This is a genomic window from Nocardia sp. NPDC005366, assembly GCF_040606855.1.
Taxonomy (GTDB): domain Bacteria; phylum Actinomycetota; class Actinomycetes; order Mycobacteriales; family Mycobacteriaceae; genus Nocardia.
In genome coordinates, this window is the sequence record NZ_JBEXFQ010000002.1 from 116,526 (window position 1) to 137,321 (window position 20,796).

At 68.2% G+C, this 20,796-nt stretch carries 16 protein-coding genes; 3 read left to right on the plus strand and 13 right to left on the minus strand.

The features are described 5' to 3' along the window. Window positions 1–51 precede the first annotated feature (51 nt). From rimM to ftsY, 10 genes are all read right to left on the minus strand, one after another. Window positions 52–576 carry a ribosome maturation factor RimM gene (gene rimM, locus ABZS43_RS02800; protein ID WP_355034086.1) on the minus strand — a complete coding sequence of 175 codons (525 nt, stop codon included), beginning with the start codon at window positions 574–576 and terminating at the stop codon, window positions 52–54. Continuing rightward, window positions 577–819, minus strand: coding sequence for an RNA-binding protein (locus ABZS43_RS02805; RefSeq protein WP_067782143.1), 243 nt, complete (start codon window positions 817–819; stop codon window positions 577–579). It lies immediately after the preceding gene. Beyond that, on the minus strand, window positions 820–1,257 hold the full coding sequence (rpsP, locus tag ABZS43_RS02810) for a 30S ribosomal protein S16 (RefSeq protein ID WP_355034087.1): 438 nt from the start codon (window positions 1,255–1,257) through the stop codon (window positions 820–822). A 587-nt stretch (window positions 1,258–1,844) separates the two neighbouring features. Beyond that, the gene (locus ABZS43_RS02815) at window positions 1,845–2,936 is read right to left on the minus strand and encodes an amidohydrolase family protein (protein WP_355034088.1); all 1,092 of its coding nucleotides are present in this window, start codon (window positions 2,934–2,936) and stop codon (window positions 1,845–1,847) included. A 129-nt stretch (window positions 2,937–3,065) separates the two neighbouring features. Continuing rightward, window positions 3,066–4,631 (minus strand): signal recognition particle protein, encoded by a 1,566-nt coding sequence (ffh, locus tag ABZS43_RS02820; RefSeq protein WP_355034089.1) that lies wholly within the window; start codon window positions 4,629–4,631, stop codon window positions 3,066–3,068. A 144-nt stretch (window positions 4,632–4,775) separates the two neighbouring features. Beyond that, on the minus strand, window positions 4,776–5,090 hold the full coding sequence (locus ABZS43_RS02825; RefSeq protein ID WP_355034365.1) for a hypothetical protein: 315 nt from the start codon (window positions 5,088–5,090) through the stop codon (window positions 4,776–4,778). 165 nt (window positions 5,091–5,255) lie between these two features. Continuing rightward, complete coding sequence (locus ABZS43_RS02830) at window positions 5,256–7,715, minus strand: [protein-PII] uridylyltransferase (protein WP_355034090.1); 2,460 nt, start codon at window positions 7,713–7,715, stop codon at window positions 5,256–5,258. Between the two features lie 101 nt (window positions 7,716–7,816). Next, window positions 7,817–8,155, minus strand: coding sequence for a P-II family nitrogen regulator (locus ABZS43_RS02835; RefSeq protein ID WP_039799550.1), 339 nt, complete (start codon window positions 8,153–8,155; stop codon window positions 7,817–7,819). A 5-nt stretch (window positions 8,156–8,160) separates the two neighbouring features. Next, complete coding sequence (locus ABZS43_RS02840) at window positions 8,161–9,507, minus strand: ammonium transporter (protein WP_355034091.1); 1,347 nt, start codon at window positions 9,505–9,507, stop codon at window positions 8,161–8,163. A gap of 708 nt (window positions 9,508–10,215) precedes the next feature. Further along, on the minus strand, window positions 10,216–11,853 hold the full coding sequence (gene ftsY / locus ABZS43_RS02845; protein WP_355034092.1) for a signal recognition particle-docking protein FtsY: 1,638 nt from the start codon (window positions 11,851–11,853) through the stop codon (window positions 10,216–10,218). 155 nt (window positions 11,854–12,008) lie between these two features. Here ftsY and ABZS43_RS02850 point away from each other — a divergent pair, with 155 nt between their 5' ends. Next, entirely contained in the window at window positions 12,009–12,398 is a 390-nt protein-coding gene (locus ABZS43_RS02850) for a DUF2237 domain-containing protein (protein WP_067514140.1), read from the plus strand. A gap of 103 nt (window positions 12,399–12,501) precedes the next feature. Here ABZS43_RS02850 and ABZS43_RS02855 read toward each other — a convergent pair whose 3' ends face one another. Next, window positions 12,502–13,287, minus strand: a complete 786-nt coding sequence (locus ABZS43_RS02855) for a helix-turn-helix domain-containing protein (RefSeq protein ID WP_355034093.1) — start codon at window positions 13,285–13,287, stop codon at window positions 12,502–12,504. Between the two features lie 133 nt (window positions 13,288–13,420). Here ABZS43_RS02855 and ABZS43_RS02860 point away from each other — a divergent pair, with 133 nt between their 5' ends. Then, on the plus strand, window positions 13,421–14,338 hold the full coding sequence (locus ABZS43_RS02860; RefSeq protein WP_355034094.1) for an NmrA family NAD(P)-binding protein: 918 nt from the start codon (window positions 13,421–13,423) through the stop codon (window positions 14,336–14,338). A 124-nt stretch (window positions 14,339–14,462) separates the two neighbouring features. Here ABZS43_RS02860 and smc read toward each other — a convergent pair whose 3' ends face one another. Continuing rightward, window positions 14,463–18,077 carry a chromosome segregation protein SMC gene (gene smc / locus ABZS43_RS02865; protein WP_355034095.1) on the minus strand — a complete coding sequence of 1,205 codons (3,615 nt, stop codon included), beginning with the start codon at window positions 18,075–18,077 and terminating at the stop codon, window positions 14,463–14,465. A gap of 402 nt (window positions 18,078–18,479) precedes the next feature. On the opposite strand from smc, the gene ABZS43_RS02870 reads away from it, so the two are divergent. Further along, on the plus strand, window positions 18,480–20,294 hold the full coding sequence (locus ABZS43_RS02870) for a hypothetical protein (protein ID WP_355034096.1): 1,815 nt from the start codon (window positions 18,480–18,482) through the stop codon (window positions 20,292–20,294). A 26-nt stretch (window positions 20,295–20,320) separates the two neighbouring features. Here the strand turns inward: ABZS43_RS02870 and ABZS43_RS02875 are convergent, their stop codons facing one another. Next, window positions 20,321–20,746, minus strand: a complete 426-nt coding sequence (locus ABZS43_RS02875; protein WP_355034097.1) for a DUF1707 domain-containing protein — start codon at window positions 20,744–20,746, stop codon at window positions 20,321–20,323. Window positions 20,747–20,796 lie beyond the last annotated feature (50 nt).

Sequence of the window (20,796 nt, forward strand, 5' to 3'; positions counted from 1 at the left end):
GCCCGCGACCGCGCACTCGCCGCGGCGGTATCCGGGTCGAGCGATGAACCCTCACTCCGGATCGAGCAGCCCCTCGGGCGGATCGATCACGACCAGTCCGTCGGCCAGCGACACGGTGGGCACGATGGCGTTGACGAACGGGACGAGGATTTCCCTGCCGTCCTCGGCCGCACGCACCGAAAGCAGTTCTCCCGCAGCGGAATGCAGTACTTCGGTGACGGCGCCGACCAGTGTGCCGTCGGTGAGCCGCACGGTCAGTCCCTCGAGTTCGTGGTCGTAGTACTCGTCCGGGTCCTCCGAGGGCGGCAGATCATCGCTCTCCACTACGAACAGCGTGCCGCGCAAGGCGTCGGCGGCGGTGCGGTCGGAGACTCCGTCGAGACATACGAGGAGCCGGCCCGAATGTTCACGGGCCGACTCCACGGTGAAGTCGCGAACCTCTTTCGAGCGCGCCAGACGACCCCGCAGGGCGACGCCCGGCGCGAAACGCGCCTCGGGTGCGTCGGTGCGGACCTCGACGACGAGTTCGCCGCGCACACCGTGCGACTTGGCGACCCGCCCTACGACGAGTTCCATCTACTGATCGGTGTCGACCACGTCGACCCGGATGCCCCGGCCACCGATCCCGGCGACGAGGGTTCGCAGCGCGGTCGCGGTGCGCCCACCACGGCCGATGACCTTGCCCAGATCCTCGGGGTGCACATGCACCTCGACGGTGCGCCCGCGACGGCCGGTGATCAGCTCGACGCGGACGTCATCCGGGTTGGCGACGATGCCGCGAACCAGATGTTCGACGGCATCGGCGACGACGGCACTCATTTATTCGGCAGCCTCGGTCTCGGCGGTCGCCTCGGCGGCCTCGTCCTTCTTGGCGGCCTTCTTCTTCGGGGTGACGGCGTCGGCGACCGGCTCGTTGTCGGCGGCGGCCAGCGCGGCGTTGAACAGGTCCAGCTTGGACGTCTTCGGGGCCTTGGTCTTCAGCGTGCCCTCGGCGCCCGGCAGGCCCTTGAACTTCTGCCAGTCACCGGTGATCTCCAGCAGGCGCTGCACGGGCTCGGTCGGCTGCGCGCCGACACTCAGCCAGTACTGAACGCGCTCGGAATCGATCTCGATGAGCGAGGGCTCTTCCTTCGGGTGGTACTTGCCGATGGACTCGATGGCCCGGCCGTCACGACGGGTGCGGGCGTCCGCGATGACAACGCGGTACTGCGGGTTGCGGATCTTGCCCAGGCGGGTGAGCTTGATGCGAACAGCCATGCTGATCTGCCTCTTTCGATGGTTGGTCACGACGCGATTCAGCGACTCGCATGGTCTGCGAGCCCGGTTTCACGCTTGGAGTGTGTGACCGCCGCGCGGTACGTAACCGGAGACGGGCTGACACTGTCCAGGAAGGACGGTGGACCATTGTGCCAGACGGGTCGCGGCGGCTGGAAATCGCCTCCGTCGGGCGAGCCGCGATCCGGTGGCTACCGCGCCCGATATCGCAGCGAGACCACGCCGGACCTGAACTGCTCGCTCCCGACCAGGTGCAGTGCCGCAACGGCGACGCCGCCGACCGGAGTCAGCGCAGAGCAGCGGTATCCACCTTGATCGGTACCTCCGGCGCGAAACTGGTGCGGGTGCCCCAGAATCAGTTCGAGTCGAGATCCGTCAGACGGCTGCTCTTCGGCCAGCCAGTCCTGCACAGTCTTCGGGCCCAGCGGGTGGATCATCTCAACCTCAGCGCTCGTCGTCATGTAGTCCGATCTCCCGTCGCATGCCGTCGCACGCCGTCGCTCAACCGCTCGATTCGAACTCGCAGGTCAATGCCCGGACATGAGCAGAAAACCCACACTCACTCCAAGTCAGCGGTGGCCGGTTACCGGACCCGATTCGACGACTCGCCCGCGTAGCACGACCCACTGCGGCTCGGCGAGCATGGCCGGGTTGGTGCGGGGGTCTTCCCGGTAGACGACGAAATCAGCGGGTGCGCCGTGGGCGATGGAGGGTCGGCCCAGCCAGGTACGGGCATTCCAGGAGGCCGCGCCGAGGGCGTCGTGGGGCGAGAGTCCCGCGGCGGTGAGCGCGGTGATCTCATCGGCGATGCGGCCGTGGCGGATGGAGCCGCCCGCGTCGGTACCCGCGTAGATCGGCACGCCCGCCTCGTAGGCATTGGCGACGGTGCCGCGCACGCGACGGTGCAGATCGCGCATATGGGCGGCGTAGGTGGGGAATTTGCCCGCGCCGTCGGCGATGTCGGGGAAGGTGTCGATATTGATCAGGGTCGGCACGAGCGCGGTGCCGTGTCGGACCATCATCGCGACGGTGTCGTCGGTGAGTCCGGTGCCGTGTTCCAGACAGTCGATCCCGGCGCCGATCAGGCCGGGCAGCGCGTCCTCGCCGAAGACGTGCGCGGTGACGCGGGCCCCGTTGGCATGGGCGGCGTCGATGGCTTCCTTCAGGATCGTGTCGCTCCACAGCGGGCGCAGATCGCCGACCGAGCGATCGATCCAGTCTCCGACGATCTTCACCCAGCCGTCGCCGAAACGGGCCTGCTCGGCGACGATCTCCGGGAGGTCACGCTCGTCATCGAGTTCGATGCCGAGTTCGCGGATGTAGCGCTTGGGGCGGGCGATATGGCGGCCCGCGCGGATGATGCGCGGCAGATCTTCGTGGTCGTCGATGAACCTGGTGTCGATCGGCGATCCGGCGTCGCGCAACAGCAGCGCACCGGCTTCGCGCTCGGTCTCGGCCTGCGCGATCGCACCCTCGCGATCCTCGTGTCCACCGCCGTAGCGGATTCCGACGTGACAGTGCGCGTCGACCAGGCCCGGCACGATCCACCCTGTGTCGCACAGGGTTTCGGCGTCCAGCGCCGGATCATAGGACACCAGTCCGTCCCGCACCCACAGGTCGCGTACCTCGTCATCGGGAAGAACCACACCACGCAGATGCACAGCAACCTCCAGAACGTCCTCGGCGTATCGAACCTACCGCGCCGACGGATCCGCGCTCGGTTCGCGACGAGCCGGAACCGGCCGCCGCGAAACACGTCGACGGCGGCCGGTTCGGGCTTCGGTGATCGCCTACTGCTTCGGGAACTTCAATTTGCTGATGTCGAAACCTTCGAGTCCGGGCGGCAGCTGGTCGAGCCCGGGGGGCATATTCGAGATATCCGGCATACCCGGCGGCAAGCCCGGCATGCCCGCGGGCATCCCGGGGAATCCACCGCGCATCTTCGGCGGGGTCGGCCCGCGACCGCCCTTCTTGCCCTTCTTGCCCTTCTTGTTGTTGGCGCGACGCGAACCGGGCATCCCCATCTGACGGCCCATCATGGCCATCATCTTCTTGGCATCGAAGAACCGGTCGACGAGCTGGTTCACCTCGGAGACCTGCACGCCGGAACCGTTGGCGATCCGCAGCCTGCGTGAAGCGTTGATGATCTTGGGGTTATCGCGTTCGGCCGGGGTCATGCCGCGGATGATGGCCTGCACGCGGTCGAGCTGCTTGTCGTCGACCTGGGCGAGGACGTCTTTCATCTGCCCCGCGCCGGGGAGCATGCCGAGCAGATTGCCGATCGGACCCATCTTGCGGATGGCGAGCATCTGATCGAGGAAATCCTCCAGGGTGAGTTCACCACTGCCGATCTTGCGCGCGGCTTCCTCCGCCTGCTGCGCGTCGTAGACCTGTTCGGCCTGCTCGATGAGGGTGAGCACATCGCCCATGCCGAGGATGCGGCTCGCCATTCGGTCCGGGTGGAAGACATCGAAATCCTCGAGCTTCTCACCGGTGGAGGCGAACATGATCGGCGCGCCGGTCACATTTCGCACCGACAGCGCCGCGCCGCCTCGGGCGTCACCGTCGAGCTTGGTGAGCACGACACCGGTGAATCCGACACCGTCACGGAATGCCTCGGCGGTGCTGACCGCGTCCTGGCCGATCATGGCGTCGAGGACGAACAGCGTTTCGTCCGGCTGCACCGCGTCGCGGATACCCGCGGCCTGGCGCATCAGCTCGGCGTCGATGCCGAGGCGGCCCGCGGTATCGACGATGACCACGTCGTACTGCTTGGCCTTGGCCTCGGCGACGCCGTCACGGGCGACCTCGACCGGGTCCGCCGCGGTGATACCGAGCGGATTCGCGCCGCCGCCGACGGAGGTGCCCGGATGCGGGGCGAAGACGGGCACGCCCGCGCGCTCACCGACGACCTGCAACTGGGTGACGGCGCCGGGGCGCTGGAGATCACAGGCGACGAGCAGCGGCTGATGCCCCTGCCCCTTCAGCCATTTGGCGAGTTTGCCCGCCAGCGTCGTCTTACCCGCACCTTGCAGACCGGCGAGCATGACCACCGTCGGCGGATTCTTGGCGAGGGTGAGCCTGCGGGTTTCGCCGCCGAGGATGGTGACGAGTTCCTCGTTGACGATCTTGACGACCTGCTGAGCCGGATTGAGCGCGGCGGAGACCTCGGCGCCCTTGGCCCGTTCCTTGATCTTCGCGATGAAACCGCGCACAACGGGCAGCGCGACGTCGGCGTCGAGCAGGGCGAGCCGGATCTCGCGACAGGTCGCGTCTATGTCGGCCGGAGACAGACGCCCCTTGCCACGCAGATCCTTGAGGGCACCGGTAAGCCGGTCGGACAGGGATTCGAACACCGGTCGCGCTCCTGATCTCGGGGGACGTCCCTGGGGGACGGCCGCAGGCGGAGCCCGCGGCGTGGGTAGACGATTGCCACCCAGGGTAATGGGATCACCCGTACCGGCGCGCAACCGGTGTGTCCTCCGAGGTCGCGGCGTTACTCAGTCGAGCACGCGACTCCGCGGTCTGACGGTCATGCGGTAGTCGTGATTCTCGAGTGCCACCATGAACGTCGCCTCGCGGGCGGTCAGGCCCAGTTCCAGCGCGAGGTCGTCGAGCAGGGCCCAATCCGCGCCGGTACGCATTTCGCGGGTGGCGACCGTGGTGGCGATCGTCATCGCCGTCACCGCCTGCCGACCGGTCAATGTGCGCCCAGGCAACCAGGAAACGACCCAGCGGTCGCCGCCGACACATCGAGCCATATGTGTCGTCTCGTCACTCGTCATCATCGAAGCCGAAACAACCTCAATTGCCACCGACATGCTCCCCTCGTGCTAGCGATAGCGGGACGCTCTGATCGTAGGGTGCGCAAGGCAGCACGCCGATAGGTTCCAGCAAATAGTGTGCAACGGTTTGGTTGCTAGGCATATGTACTAGCTGAACCGGTCGATCGATGAGCAGACTGGGCATTCAGTTAATAATCAGGAAACCTGATCTGCGCCCGGTGTCGCGGGGTCGTCCGGTTTCTTCGGCGCGGGTCGCGGCACCACTTCCAGCACCGCTTTCTCGATCGCCTCCCTGCGCGCGGGGCCGACGTCGGAACCGAGATCCAGGCAGAACGCGTCCACCACCGCCGAACCCATCGTGACCACCTTCGCCCACCGCACATTCGCGCCCGCGGCGGCGAACGTCGCGGCGAGACGACTCAGCAGACCGATCCGATCCTCGGCGCGCAATTCCAGGATCGCCTGCCCGGGCGTCGAACTGTCGAACCAGATCACGCGCGGCTGGGCCTGCGCGTACGGATTCGGCCCGGCCCCGGTCGCCTCGCGTTCCCGCTTGGCGAGTAACGCGGACAAGTCGAGATCGCCCGCGGTCGCGCGGATCAGTTCCTGGCGTAGTAGCCCGGCTTCGGGTGGATCGCCGAATTTCGGCGACACCACGAAGGTGTTGATGGCGGAAGGTCCCTCGTGGCCCACCGAGGCGGACAGCACGCGCAGCGAATGCAGGGCGAGCACCCCCGCCGCGTCGGACAGCAGGCCAGCGGTATCGGGCGCGATCACCGTGACGGTGTAGGTGTACTTCCCCTCGCCGGGACGCAGGTCGACGTGCACGCCGCCGGCCGCGGCTCGTTCGAGCAACTCCGCGGCGATCGGTTCGGGAATGGGCAGCGGATAACCGGCCATCACCAGGCGGCAGCGCCGCACCAGTTCGCCGATCAATGACGCCTTCCAGTCCCCCCACACCCCCGGCCCGGTCGCCAGCGAATCCGCCTCGGCGAGGGTGTGGAGCAATTCCAGCAACTGCACATCTCCGTCGAGTGCGTCGACGACGAGTTGCACGGTTTCGGGATCGGCCAGGTCACGGCGCGTCGCGGTATCGGGCAGTAGCAGGTGGTAGCGCACGATCGCGCTGAGCGTCCGCACATCCGACGGCCACAGCCCGAGGCGACGTCCGATATGGGTGGCCAGTTCCGCGCCGACGATACTGTGATCGCCCGCGCGCCCCTTGCCGATATCGTGCAGCAGCGCGCCGAGCATGAGCAGATCCGGGCGGGCGACCCTGGTGACGAGCGCGCTGGCATAGGCGACGGTCTCCATGAGATGGCGATCGACGGTCCAGGTGTGCACGGCGTCGCGCGGCGGAAGATCGCGTACCGCACCCCATTCGGGTAGTAGCCTGCCCCACAGCCCGGTGCGGTCGAGCGCCTCGATCGCGTTGATGGTGCCGCGGCCAGCCCCGAGCAGTACCAGCAGATCGTTGAGCGCGTCCTTCGGCCACGGCTCGCGCAATTCCGGCGCGTCCTCGGAGAGCCGGTTCAAGGTGGTGGCCGACATCGGCAGCCCGGTCTGCGCCGATGCCGCCGATACCCGCATGATCAGCCCTGGATCACGTTGCGGGCGCGCGTCCCGCGCCAGCACCACCTCGCCCGCGTGCTCGACCACCCCCTCATCGAGTGGTCGACGCACCGGCATCCGACGCAAACGCGCCAGTCCACGCCGCGGCAGCGCGTTCGCCGCCGTGCGCAGGCCGACGTCGACGGAATAACTCACCGTCCGCGCCGAATCGCTGAGTGTGCGGGCGAGATCGAAACGATCGCCGATCCGCAGCGCCGCTCCGATCTCATCGGCATCCTGGGCGCGCAACTGATCTCGCGCCCTGCCCGCCACCCGATGCAATTCCGTGCGCACGTCGAGCAGCCGGCGGTGCGCGTGTTTGAGCCCGCCGCCCGGTACATCCGGGCCGAGGCCGGGCATGGCGTCGGTCAACTGCGCGATCGAGAGGGCGTCGAGCAATTGGATATCCCGCAGCCCGCCGCGCCCGTTCTTCAGATCGGGTTCGGCCCGGTGCGCGATCTCACCGCTGCGCTCCCAGCGCGTGGCCGCCTGGGCGATCAATTCGTCGAAGCGCGAACGAATTCCGTTGCGCCATTCCCGGCGAACCCCGCCGATCAACAGGTTGCTCAGTTCCACATCACCGACGATGTGCCGTGCCTCCAGCATGCCGAGGGCGGCGATCAGATCGTCGTTCGCGACGCGCAGTGCCTGGGGCACGGTCCTGACACTGTGGTCGAGTTTGATGTGGGCATCCCACAGCGGATACCAGAGTTGGTCGGCGACCTCGGCCACCCTGGATGGATCGACATCGTCGTGCAGCAGCACCAGATCCAGGTCCGAATAGGGCAGCATCTCCCTGCGCCCGAGTCCGCCGACCGCCACAATGGCCAAACCGCTCTCGGCGGTGATGCCGAGTTCGGACCCCTTGCTGGACAGCCACAATTCGTAGAGATCGACCAGGGCCGAACGCAGCGATTCGGCATCGAGCCGAGGATTGCGGGGCAATCCGCCGTCGAGTAATTGCTCCCGTGCCCTGACAAGATCGGCGGCCCCGTTGGAAACTCTGCCGTTCACCTGTCCGCCGCCGTCACGATCATTACCCACAACCCCACCACCCGTCAGATGCTTGCGGCCCCGCCCCGACCGGGAAACCCGGTGGGAGCGGAGCCGCCGCTCGATTTCGATTCTCCGTGCCGACCCCGTGGTTACAGGGCGTCGGTGCCGCGCTCTCCGGTCCTGACCCGGATGATCGCCTCTACCGGCGTCACCCAGACCTTGCCGTCGCCGATCTTGCCGGTGCGCGAGGCCTCGACGATCACCTCGACGACCTTGTCGACCGACGCGTCGTCGACCACGACCTCGACCCGGACCTTCGGCACGAAATCGACCGAGTACTCCGCACCGCGATATACCTCGGTGTGGCCTTTCTGCCGCCCGTAACCCTGCACCTCGCTGACGGTCATACCGAGCACGCCCGCCTGTTCGAGCCCGGACTTCACGTCCTCGAGTGTGAACGGTTTGACGATTGCGGTGATCAGTTTCATTGTCGTCATGCCTCCTTGACGAGCGAGCGTGCCGTGCCACCCACAGCAGCGAAATCGTATGCGGTCTCCGCGTGCTCGGACTCGTCCAGACCCACCGACTCGCCCTCCTCATCCGCGCGCAGGCCGATCGTGAACTTGATGGCGTACGCGATCACGGCCGTAGCGACCAGCGAGTAGGCAAGCACGGTGAAAGCACCGACGGCCTGCAGCTTCAACTGCTCGATCCCACCACCGTAGAACAAGCCCTCGACCGCCGCCGGGGCTTCCGGCGCGGCGACGAGGCCGACCATCAGCGTGCCGACCAGACCACCGACGAGGTGAACGCCGACCACGTCGAGCGAATCATCGAAGCCGAATTTGAACTTCAGGCCGACCGCGAGGGCGCACAGGGCGCCCGCGACGACACCGACAGCCACCGCGCCCAGCGCGTTCACCGAGGAACAGGACGGGGTGATCGCGACAAGACCGGCGACGATGCCCGAGGCGGCGCCGAGCGAGGTGGGCTTGCCGTCACGGAACTTCTCCACCAGAACCCACGCCAGCATGGCCGCGGCGGTGGCGATCGTGGTCGTCAGGAAGGTGGCGCCCGCGATGCCGTTGGAGCCGACGGCCGAACCGGCGTTGAAGCCGTACCAGCCGAACCACAGCAGACCGGCGCCGAGCATCACGAACGGCAGGTTGTGCGGACGGAACGGCGTGCCCGGCCAGCCCTTGCGCTTGCCGAGGACGATGGCCAGCACCAGACCGGCGGCGCCGGCGTTGATGTGGACGGCGGTACCACCGGCGAAGTCGATCGCCTTCAGGTTGTTGGCGATCCAGCCACCGGCCTCACCGGTGTAGCCGTCGAACGCGAACACCCAGTGCGCGACCGGGAAGTACACGACCGTCGCCCAGATACCGGCGAAGACGAGCCAGGAGCCGAACTTGAGGCGGTCGGCGACCGCGCCCGAGATGAGTGCGACGGTGATGATCGCGAACATGAGTTGGAACGCGACGAATACCGACAACGGGATGGTTCCGTTCAAGGGAACCGCGGCAGGCGCCGCCGGATCGGTGGAAGCGAGGTAGCTACCGCCGAATACGCTCTTCAATCCGAAATATTGACCCGGGTCTCCGATGAGATTGCCTTTGTCCTCGCCGAATGTCAGCGAGAAGCCGTACAGCACCCACAGGATCGTGATCAATCCCATGGAGCTGATGCTCATCATGATCATGTTCAGCACGTTCTTCGAGCGGACCATGCCGCCGTAGAAGAACGCGAGTCCGGGTGTCATCAAGAGCACGAGCGCTGAGCTGGCCAGCATCCATGCGGTGTCACCGGCGTCCGGCGCGCCGATTACGGGAAATGCCACCTTAATGTCCTCCTCATCTCGGGCCCAGCCGACTACGGCAAATGGACCTGCACAGAAGGTTCCTCACTCGGTGTTTCATCCGTCATGCTGCAATGTTTCACCTGCGTGAACGGATACCGCAGTTGTGTTGCTACCACGTTTCATGATGTACACCACACGTTTCGGCGCCGATGTGAAGTGCGCGTCCCGCGACCGGAAGTCCGGCTCCCGAACAGTAGGTCTCGGATCACATTCGCCCGAGGAGCGCGCGATGTTTGCGGGATCTCCCCGCGGCGACCGAAAGAAAGACGGCGGGGCCGAACATCCCCAAAGAAATTCGCGACGAACCGGAAATCAGCAAATGTCCCGCACCGGACAACGGCGCGATTCCCACACGCCCCATCATTCGCGGCCACCTCACAGGCGAGACAACCAACCCCCGAACCCACCACCGCGAGCCTGACGAGCACCCCTTCACGGCCGCCTCACAATCGAGACGACCGAACCACGAACCCCCACCGCGCGAGCCCGACGAGCGCCTGTGCACGGCCCACCTCACACGCGAGATACCCGACCCACGAACCCACCACGGAGCGAGTATTACGAGCGACCGTTCGCGGCCGTCTCGCGTCCGAGAGGTCGAAGCGCATGCGCCGAAGGCGCGAGTCTCGACCGCTCGGACGCGAGACATAAGGGGCCGCGAACCCGCGGCCCCCGGGCCGCCGAATCTCAGCCCAGAAGCGCGTCGACGAATGCGCCCGGTTCGAACGGGGCGAGGTCGTCGGCTCCTTCACCGAGGCCGACCAGTTTCACCGGTACGCCCAGTTCGTGCTGGACCTGGAAGACGATGCCGCCCTTGGCCGTCCCGTCCAGTTTCGTGAGCACCACACCGCTGATATCGACGACCTCGGCGAAAACCCGCGCCTGGGTGAGCCCGTTCTGGCCGACGGTGGCGTCGAGTACCAGCAGCACCTCGTCGACCTTCGCCTTCTTCTCCACGACGCGCTTGACCTTGCCCAGTTCGTCCATCAGGCCGGTTTTGGTGTGCAGGCGGCCCGCGGTGTCGATGAGCACCGCGTCGACGCCGCGCTCGATACCGGTGGCGACGGCGTCGAAGGCTACGGAGGCGGGATCGGCGGCTTCCTTGCCGCGCACGGTGTCCGCCCCGACCCGCTCGCCCCAGGTCTGCAATTGATCGGCGGCGGCGGCACGGAAGGTGTCGGCGGCGCCGAGCAGCACCCGGCGGCCGTCGGCGACGAGTACTCGCGCCAGTTTGCCGGTGGTGGTGGTCTTGCCGGTGCCGTTGACTCCGACCACGAGCAGGATCGAGGGGTGGTCGTCGTGCGGTAGCGCGCGCACCGAGCGGTCGAGTTCCGGGCGCAGCGCCTCGATCAGCACGTCGCGCAGTACCTCGCGGGCCTGTTCGGTGGTGCGGACACTGCGGGAGGCCATTTCCTCGCGCAGCCGGGCCACCACGGCCGTCGTACTCGCGGTGCCGAGATCGGCCAGCACGAGGGTGTCCTCGACCTCCTCCCAGGAATCCTCGTCCAGATCGCCGCCGCCGAGCAGACCGAGCAGACTCTTGCCCACGGCGTTCTGGGAGCGGGAAAGACGACCGCGCAGACGGATCAGCCGGCCCGCGGTCGGCTCGATCTCATCGAGCGCGGGGGCGGTCTCCAACTCGGTGAGGTCCGCTGCGGCCGGTTCGATCGTGGCCGGGGGTTCGACGGTCGCGGCCTCCGGCTCGGCGACGCCGGTCGCGGTGGGCCCGGTCGCGGTGGTGTCGGGCGCGGTGGTGTCGGGCGCGGTGGTGTCGGGCGCGGTGGTGTCGGGCGCGGTGGTGTCGGGCGTCTCCACGTCCGGCCCGGCCGTGGCCACGTCGCCGGTCGTCACGTCGTCGGTCGTCACGTCGTCGGTCGTCACGTCGTCGGTCGTCACGTCGTCGGTCGCCACGTCGTCGGTCGCCGCGGTGGCGGCCGTACCGGCGTCGGCGACCGCCGGACCCGCCGCGGTGGCGGTGGCGGTATCGACGTCGGCTTCCGGCAGCGGGACGTTGGTGATCCCCCGCTTCGGCGCGTCGCGTGGGATCGCGGCGTCGTCACCGATATGCGGCTGACCCTCGGTATCGGTTCGCTCTATCGGCACGGGTTCCGGGCGCGTCGGCGTCGCCGTGCCGCCCTGGCTGAAACTGAATCCACCGGATGCGGTGTAACCACCCGAGCGGTCGGTCAGCTCCTTTTCCCGAGACGGTGGCGTCAGCGATACGCGGCGACGCTTGTACAGGACGAATCCGGCCACAAACGCCACCAGCAGCAGCGCGGCGACAACGGCTATCAGAATCCAGGCTTCGGAACTCACGCCGACCATCCTTGCAGAACCTGTCCCGGAGGGGGGTCGGCGCGTCTTGCCGCAGGTCGTCGGCCCGCGAGCAGGGCTGGGGGGCGGCGCGCACGGCACCGACACAGCCCCCGAGATTTCTTGTCCTGCGGAACTTCTCGCGAAGTGACAATAGGATCGGCGACGTGACCGATCGAAACGTGCTTGGGGGGCCGCTGGAAGAGTGCGGCACCGATCCTCTCACCGGGTTCTACCGGGATGGCTGCTGCAGTACCGGGCCGGAGGATCTGGGGAGCCATACGGTATGCACTGTTGTCACGGCTGAGTTCCTCGAGCACCAGGCGTCCATCGGGAACGATTTGAGTACGCCGCGTCCGGAGAACAATTTCCCCGGACTGCAACCGGGCGACCGCTGGTGTGTGGTCGCGGTGCGCTGGCTGCACGCGCACGAGGACGGCGTAGCCGCCCCCGTCGTGCTCGCCGCTACCCACGAGAACGCACTGGAAGTGATCTCCATGGAAATACTGCGCAAATACGCCGTCGACGTGCCCGACGACGTCAGCGATCTGCTCTGAGCGACTCGTAGCCCTCCGCGCCCTCCGCCGCGACGGCAGGCCGCGCAACGCCCGGCTGCCGTGTCGAGGCGCGCCATCGGGCAACTCCCCGAACAGGTAGGGATCAGGACGTCAACCGACCGGCGTGACGCCTGCGATGAGCCTTCTGACGGCAGGCCGGGGAACAGTAGCGTGCGGGCCTGCCCATTCCGGTGCGACGGAGCGGGGCGCGACAGATCGGGCAGTGCGATACCGCGCCACTTTCATCACGAGCAACTGTTTCGTTACGGCGACTGCGCTCCGGCTCGACTTTCGTTACGGACGTCACGGCCGGATTCGTCCGCAGCGCGTCGAGTACGAGGACCGCTGCCCGCACCAGCTGTCCATCAGGACGCTGAAATCGTTGAATGGCAACGCATCCGGCGAAGATCTGCTGCACCTCGGTGACGGTGATATCGGCGCGCACCGATCCCTGCCGCTGCGCCGCGCGCAGGAGTTCGGCAAGTGCCCGCTGGAATCGTTCGCCCGCACCGCGCAACAGCGCCTTCGGCCAGCCGTCGTCGGATTGGACCAGATCGCACAGCGCCTGGTTCCCCGGGCTGCTCGCGACCACTTCGGCACAGACCGCGAAGAAGGCTGCGCCGGGATCCGGATCGCGCAGACGCGCCGTCGCCATGCGCGCCAACCCGTCGACCCGCTGCTGCAAAACCGCTTCCAGCAGATCGGTTTTCGTCGGAAAATGCCGGTAGACGGTGCCCGCGCCGACCCCGGCGCGGCGGGCGATCTCGGCGAGTGACACACCGAGACCGCCTTCGGCGAAGGCACGCTGCGCGGCGGCGAGCACCCGGGCGCGATTGCGCCTGGCGTCAGCACGGGATGCGCCGCCGGGCGGGATCGAGGGAGCTGACATACGTTACGGCCTTCCATTTCCCGTGCTGGCCAAGCCGGTTCGAACACCCATATCGTCCGGATACGGGTCGACCGACCCGATTCTATCGAGAATGCCCGACCGGATCGCCTCCGATCGGGCACGAAAGGCGAGTATGTCCTCTCAGCAGCATCCGATCCTGGTCACCGGCGCCACCGGACAGCAGGGCGGCGCCACCGCGCGACGGCTCCTCGCCGACGGCGTCTCGGTGCGTGCGCTGGTACGCGACCCGCACGCACGCGAGGCGCTGGAACTGGCTGCCTCGGGCGCGGAACTGGTGACCGGCGATTTCGACGTCCCCGACAGCCTTATCCCCGCGGTCACGGGCGCACGCGGGGTTTTCGTCGTTCCGCCCGCGGCCTTCGGCCCGGACGGCTGGGATATCGATATCGAAGCGCGGCGCGGCGTCCACGTGATCGAGGCCGCCGCGCGCGCCGGGGTCGATCACATCGTCTTCACCGGCGTCGCCTCGATGCCGGGTAAGGACCAGTGGGGTTCGGAGGGCAAGCGCCGCATCGAGGCGGCTGCCGTCGCCAGCGGGCTGCGCTACACCCTGCTGCGCCCGGTGCGTTTCATGGAAAACTATCTGGCGCAGGGCCTTCCCGTCGACGGCATCGATAACGGCGTGCACCGCCACATATTCCGCGCCGATCATCCGGTGCAGATGATCGCACTCGCCGATATCGCCGAATTCGCGGCCATCGCCTTCGCCGATCCGGACCGTTTCCACAGCGAAACCCTCGAACTCGCCGGCGACGCCTTCACCCCGGTGGCCGCCGCCGAGGCCATCAGCAAAGCCACCGGATATCCGGTCGGCTACCACGAACTCACCGAGGCGCAGGCCGACCGAATCGCCGACGCTGTGGCCGAGGCATGGCGCAGGTCTCGCGCGTCGGGCGGCTGGCACGCCGACATCCCGGCGCTGCGGGAGCTGCATCCCGGCTTGCAGACCCTCGAAACCTGGCTGGCGGCAGGCGGATCCGCAAAGCTCACGGCCCTGTTCGACCAGCAGCAGGCCGACGCTCGGCCCTGATCCACCTCGACCCTGACCCGCCTCGGCCCTGACCCACCTCGGCCCTGACCCACCTCGGCCCTGATCCACCTCGGGCCGTTCCGCGTCGGCTCGACACGTGCCCGCGCGACCTACCGGCTGATCATCAACTCGCCGCGCTCACCGCAGCGGGCTTGTCCCCGCGCAGACGCTGGGAGATGACCTGGGTGATGCCGTCGCCCCGCATGCTCACGCCGTAGAGGGCATCGGCGATTTCCATCGTCGGTTTCTGATGGGTGATGACGATCAGCTGGCTCTTCTCGCGCAACTGCTCGAACAGGCCGATCAAACGCCGTAGGTTGGTGTCGTCAAGGGCGGCTTCGACCTCGTCCATCACGTAGAACGGCGAAGGGCGGGCACGGAAGATGGCGACGAGCAGGGCCACCGCGGTCAGCGATTTCTCGCCGCCGGAAAGCAGCGAGAGACGTTTGACCTTCTTGCCCGGCGGCCTCGCCTCCACCTCGATACCGGTGGTCAGCATGTCGGAGGGGTCGGTGAGGACCAGCCTGCCCTCGCCGCCGGGGAACAGTTTGGCGAACACCCCGACGAATTCGCGCTCCACGTCCTCGTAGGCCTCGGTGAAGACCTGCAGGATGCGCGCGTCGACTTCGGCGACCACGTCGAGCAGATCCTTGCGGGCGTTCTTGACGTCCTCGAGCTGGGTGGACAGGAAGTTGTAGCGTTCCTCCAGCGCGGCGAACTCCTCGAGCGCGAGCGGGTTCACCTTGCCGAGGGTGGTCAGATCTTTCTCGGCGCGTTTGGCCCTGCGCTCCTGGGTGGCGCGGTCGTAGGGCATGGGGGCGGGCGCGGTGACCTGTTCGCCGCGTTCCTTGGCCTGTTCGTATTCCTGCCATTCCAGATCCGAGGGCGGCAGCGGCACATCCGGGCCGTATTCGGCGATCAGATCGGGCAGCGCGATACCGAACTGCTCGGCGATATTCGCCTCCAGCTGTTCGATACGAAGCGCCGCCTGGGCCTTAGCCACCTCGTCGCGGTGCACCGCGTCGGTGAGCTGGGACAACTGGGCGGTGAGTGCGCGGACGCGCTCCTTGACCTGATCGACCTGGGCGGCGGCCTCGGTGCGGCGGCGCACCAGATCGTCGCGCCTCGCGCTCGCCTCGGCCACCACCTTCTCCAACTCCGCGGCGATCGTCGTGCCGGATTCGGCGACCGCGGCCGCCACCGCGGCGGCCTGTCGGCGGGCGGCCTGCGCGCGTTCGGCGCGGGCTCGTGTCTCGCGTTCGGCTCGGGCCGCGCGACGCAGTGAATCGGCTTTGCCGCGTACCGATTCCGCGCGTTCCTCGGCGGTGCGGACCGACAGGCGGGCTTCTACTTCCATCGAGCGGGCCTCGGCCAGCGCGGCGGCGGCCTCCTCGCGGTCGCGGCCCGCCGACTCGGTGCCCGCCGCGCCGATCCCGTCGTCGTCGCCGTGTTCGAGTTCGACCGCGCGCAGGCGATCCTCCAATTCGGCGAGCGCGGTGAGGGATTCCTCCCGGCCCGCCTCGGCCTCGTCGCGCTGGGTGGTGAGTCGCGCGCTGTCACGTTCGGCGGCACGGGCGGCTTCGCCGAGTCGGCCGAGCCGGTCGTAGATGGCCGTCAGCGCCTGGTCCGATTCGTGCAGCGCCAACAGCGCCTGATCCACGGCGTCCTTGCGGTCGGTCTGTTCGTCCAGCGCGCCGGACAGCGCCGCCTCCAACTCCTCGGCCCGGCGCTGCGCGGCGATCAGATCAGCGGCGGCCGCGTCGATATCGGCCTGGATCTCCAGCTGGCTCGGCGCGCGATCCGAACCGCCGAGCACCCAGCCGCTTCCGGTGAGATCACCGTCGCGCGTGACGACCCGCAGGTCGGGCCGCGCGGCGACGAGCCGGGTCGCCGCGGCGAGATCCGCGACCACGGCGACACCGGCCGTGAGCGCCCCGATGGCCCCGCGCACCCGCTCGGGACAATCCACCACGTCGCCGAGCCACCGCGCGGAATCCGGCAGCGGATCGCCGTGCGGACTCGACGCGGGTGTCGCGTCGAATACCAACGCCACCCGTCCGCCGTCCGCCTCCTTCAGCGCCCGGACCGCCGCGTGCGCCGAGTCGCCGGTGTCGGCCGCGACGGCGTCGGCCAGCGGGCCGAGCGTCGCGGCCACCGCGGCCTCGAAACCACTGTGTACCCGCAGCATTCCCGACAGCGGACCGAGCAGGCCTTCGGCCCGGTGCTCGGCCAGCCAGGCCGCGCCGTCGCGGCGGGCCAGATTCATACTCAGCGCCTCGATGCGCGCGGTCAGCGAGGCGACACGTTTACTCGCGTCGCGATCCTGTTCGCGCAATTCGGTGACGCGCTGGTCGGCCAGCGCCATGGCCTGCACGGCGTGCTCGTGCTGGGCGTCCAGACCGGCCTCGCTCGCGTCGAGTTCACCGAGTTCGTTCTGCACGGCGTCGAATTCGGCCTTGGCGGACTCGCCGCGATGCCTGGCCTCGGTGATCGCCACCGACAGCCTGGCGATATCGGTGTCGACCGATTGGGCGCGGGTGCGCAGGGTGTCGACCTGTCCGGAGAGTCTGGCCAGACCCTCGCGCCGGTCAGCGATGGCCCGCACCGCGGCCAGATGCGCCTGCTCGGCGGCCTTGGCCGCGTACTCCCGTTCGGCCAGGGCGTCGCGGGCCGCCTCCAGCGTCTCGGTGGCCATTTCCACCGCCGCGCGCAGTTCGGCCTCCTCGACCTCGACCCGCGCCGCCTCGGCCTCCAGCTGGTCCGGGTCGCGGCCGGAGCCGACCGGGGTTTCGGCGTGCAGGTGACGGGCGCGATCACCGGCGATGCGGACGGTGGCGTTCACACGTTCGGCCAGCGCGGAGAGCTGGAACCAGATCTGGGCCGCGGCCTCGGCGCTCGGGGTGAGCCGGGAGAGCTGGAATTCCTGCTGGGCGAGCGCGGCGTTGGCGGCGTCCAGTTCGGACTGCACCGTGATCTGCTGTTCGCGCGCGTACGCCTCTTTGCTCTGCTGACTCTCCAGTTCGCCGCGACGGGTGACGAGATCGTCGGCGGCCAGACGCAACCGCGAGTCGCGCAGATCGGCCTGCACGGTCTGCGCGCGACGCGCCACCTCGGCCTGTCTGCCGAGTGGCTTGAGCTGGCGGCGCAATTCGGTGGTGAGGTCGGTGAGGCGAGCCAGATTGGCCTGCATCGCCTCCAGTTTGCGGACCGCCTTTTCCTTGCGCTTGCGATGTTTGAGCACGCCCGCGGCCTCTTCGACGAAGGCGCGGCGGTCTTCGGGACGCGATTCCAGGATGGCCGAGAGCTGGCCCTGTCCGACGATGACGTGCATTTCGCGGCCGATCCCGGAATCGCTGAGCAGTTCCTGCACATCCATCAGGCGGCAGGAGCTGCCGTTGATCTCGTACTCGCCCGCGCCGTCACGGAACATGCGCCGGGTGATGGACACCTCGGCGTAGTCGATGGGCAGCGCACCGTCGGAGTTGTCGATGGTCAGGGTCACCTCGGCGCGACCGAGCGGCGCGCGCCCGGTGGTACCGGCGAAGATGACATCCTGCATCTTGCCGCCGCGCAACGCCTTCGCGCCCTGCTCACCCATGACCCAGGTGAGCGCGTCGACGACATTGGATTTACCCGAGCCGTTGGGACCGACCACACAGGTGATACCCGGCTCGAAGCGAAGCGTCGTCGCGGAGGCGAAGGATTTGAACCCCTTCAACGTCAGGCTCTTCAGGTGCAAATTCGGACGACCTTTCCGTCTTCGATGCGGCCGACAGTACTGCGAGGCGACCTACCGTGCCATCGGCCCAGCGGCGGACGCCGCGGACGGCCCGGTCCAGGTTATCGAGTCATCCGGCGATCTCGGGTATCCGGGTGTGCTCCGCGTTTGCCCCAGCGCACCCGCGCCCCGGGCCCGCGCCTGCCCCACGATGGCCATGACGCCGGTGACCTGCGATGAGAGCGCGGCGACCACCCCCGGAAGCAGGACGCCCACCGGTCCCGGCAACCGACTCCGGCGCTGTTCACAGGACGTTCACGCACTCGCCCTGAACGGATCGCATCGCAAACTGTGCCATGAAGCCCTCACTGGGCTTACCATCCACCTGATTCGCCAGCGGAATGTTGTTCGGGAGTATTGCCGATGCCAGCCCCCACACCCGGGACCAGCACCAGCTACCGGCTTGCCCGTATCAGCGCTCTGGTGCTGGGCAGCCTGGTCTTTCTCTATGCGTGCGAACGCAGTCGCAGTTCGATGCTGGCGGATGTGTGGGGTGAGGTACTCCTCGCGGCCGGCCTGGGGATCGCGGGGATCGCCGCGGCCTGGTTCGAGATTTCGCTGAGTAATCGGACCGGCGAACTCGAGGCCGCAGAAACCGGAGTATCCGGCGAGTTCCTCCTCGAATCCGAGGACCGCACGATCCGCGCCCGCATCGCGCCATCGGGCAATCTGGTGTTCCACGGCCGCGAGATCACCGATGGCCCGCAGGCCCACGAATGGTCGTGGACCTTCCGTCCCAGCACGTTCCCCGCCATCAGAACCGCACTCGGCGGCGGCAGCGGCGAACTGGTCGACCTGCTGGAAACGATCGTCCCCCAACTGGATCGGCACAGCCGCAGGGATCCGGGGGCGTGGGTGCGCGCGCACGGGATCACCGCGACCTACCGCGAGAAGGGCGACAATCCCAGTCACGCCACCCGTAAACTCCCGATCCTCAAACGTGGCCTCCCGCGCGAATTGCAGTCCAGCCGCGCGGTCGCCGTCGCGGCGGGAACCAGTGCCGAGACCGTGAAACCGGCCGGGCGGGAGTCCACCCGCCCCGCGTCGGGCCCGCATTCCCGTGTCACGCCCGAACCATTCCGCACCCCCGCCCACACCCCCGCCCGCGCCGCGCGGCCCGCCGTACCGGCCGAGCGGGACGGCGCGCGGTCCGGCTTCGCGGGCCTGTCGCATTCCCGTCGTATCGATGACGATCCACCGTCGCTGCGAGACAGACTCGACCGTGCGCGCGGGCTGCTCGCCCGTGCCATCCCGCAGCGGCGCGACGCGGACGACCTCGATGACGAATACGACGACGAATACGACGAATACGACGATGTCGATGGCGGTGTCGATGATGACGGCGACGATGTCGACCACTTCGGCGGCGCCGACGATCGTTTCGCGCGGCGTCCCGCGCCGGTGCCACGGGATCGTCGCGCACCGGAACCCGATCGACGCCACCGCTCCGATCCGCCGTCCCGGACGCGTTCCACGCCCGATTCAGGGCGACAGCGCGCGGTGGATCGCTCCGATCCGCCGTCCCGGACGCGTTCCACGCCCGATTCAGGGCGACAGCGCGCGGTGGATCGCCCCGACCCGCCGTCGCGGACGCGTTCCACGCCCGAATCGGGACGACAGCGCGCGGTGGATCGCCCCGACCCGCCGTCCCGGAACCATTCCTCCCCCGACCGGTCCCCGTCCTCGCGGTCGAGCCCGAACAGCGACGGCCTGTCCGGCCCGATCCCGAGCGGCCGTCGCGCCCGCCGCGATCAGGACGACTACCCGGTCGATCGCCCGGCGCGCCGATCCGCCGAACCCTCCGGGCCGGGGCTGCGCGACCGACGCGCGCAGCACGAGGATCCGCCCGCCCGGCGGTCTACGACCGCGCGCCGGACACCGCCCGCGGGAAACGGGGTTCGTTCGGCGAACCCGCGTTCCGGCCAGCCGGAACCGAATCGCAACGGCCGGTCCGGCTTCGAGACGCCCGCGCGCGAACGCGCGGACCGATCACAGCCGCGATTCGCGCGCACGCCCGTCGATCCCGCACGTGCGGGCGGCAGTGCGCAGCGGCGTACACCCCCGAACGAACGCGGCAGGCCCGCCCCGCGCACCCGCCGCGGTTTCGATGACGACGACGATTTCTACGGCGACGACGATTTCTACGGCGACGCCCCGCGCGCACGTCACGGCCGGTAGTCATCCGGCCGCCGGCGGCGCCGTGCTCAGGCTCGCCGGTGGCGGTGACCCGATTCGAATCCGGTCAGCATGCGCAACACCAGTACCGCACCCCACGGACCGATCACCCAGACCGGCCACGGATAGGTGAATTCGCCGACGCCGATCGAGATCGCACCCCAGATCACCAGCACGAGCACGCTCACCCCGAGCCACGACGCGCCCTCGATACGCTGCCAGAGCGGGATCCGGGATCGGGTGGTGTCCGCCCCGGCGAATCCCTGCTTCGAGAGTCCGGGCAGGTCCGAGAGCACCAGGTGTAGATCGTCGCGGGTGGCGGTGGCGTAGACCTTCGCCACGCGCTGGTCGTATTCGGCGAGGTCGAGTCTGCCATCGGCCAGATGCCTGCCGAGCAGTCCCACCACATGGTCACGCTCTACGTCCGATGCCCGCATACCGGTCGCGATGTCCATAATCCGATTCCTTATGTCGTCATGTTCCACATTGGAATGTAGAACAAGAA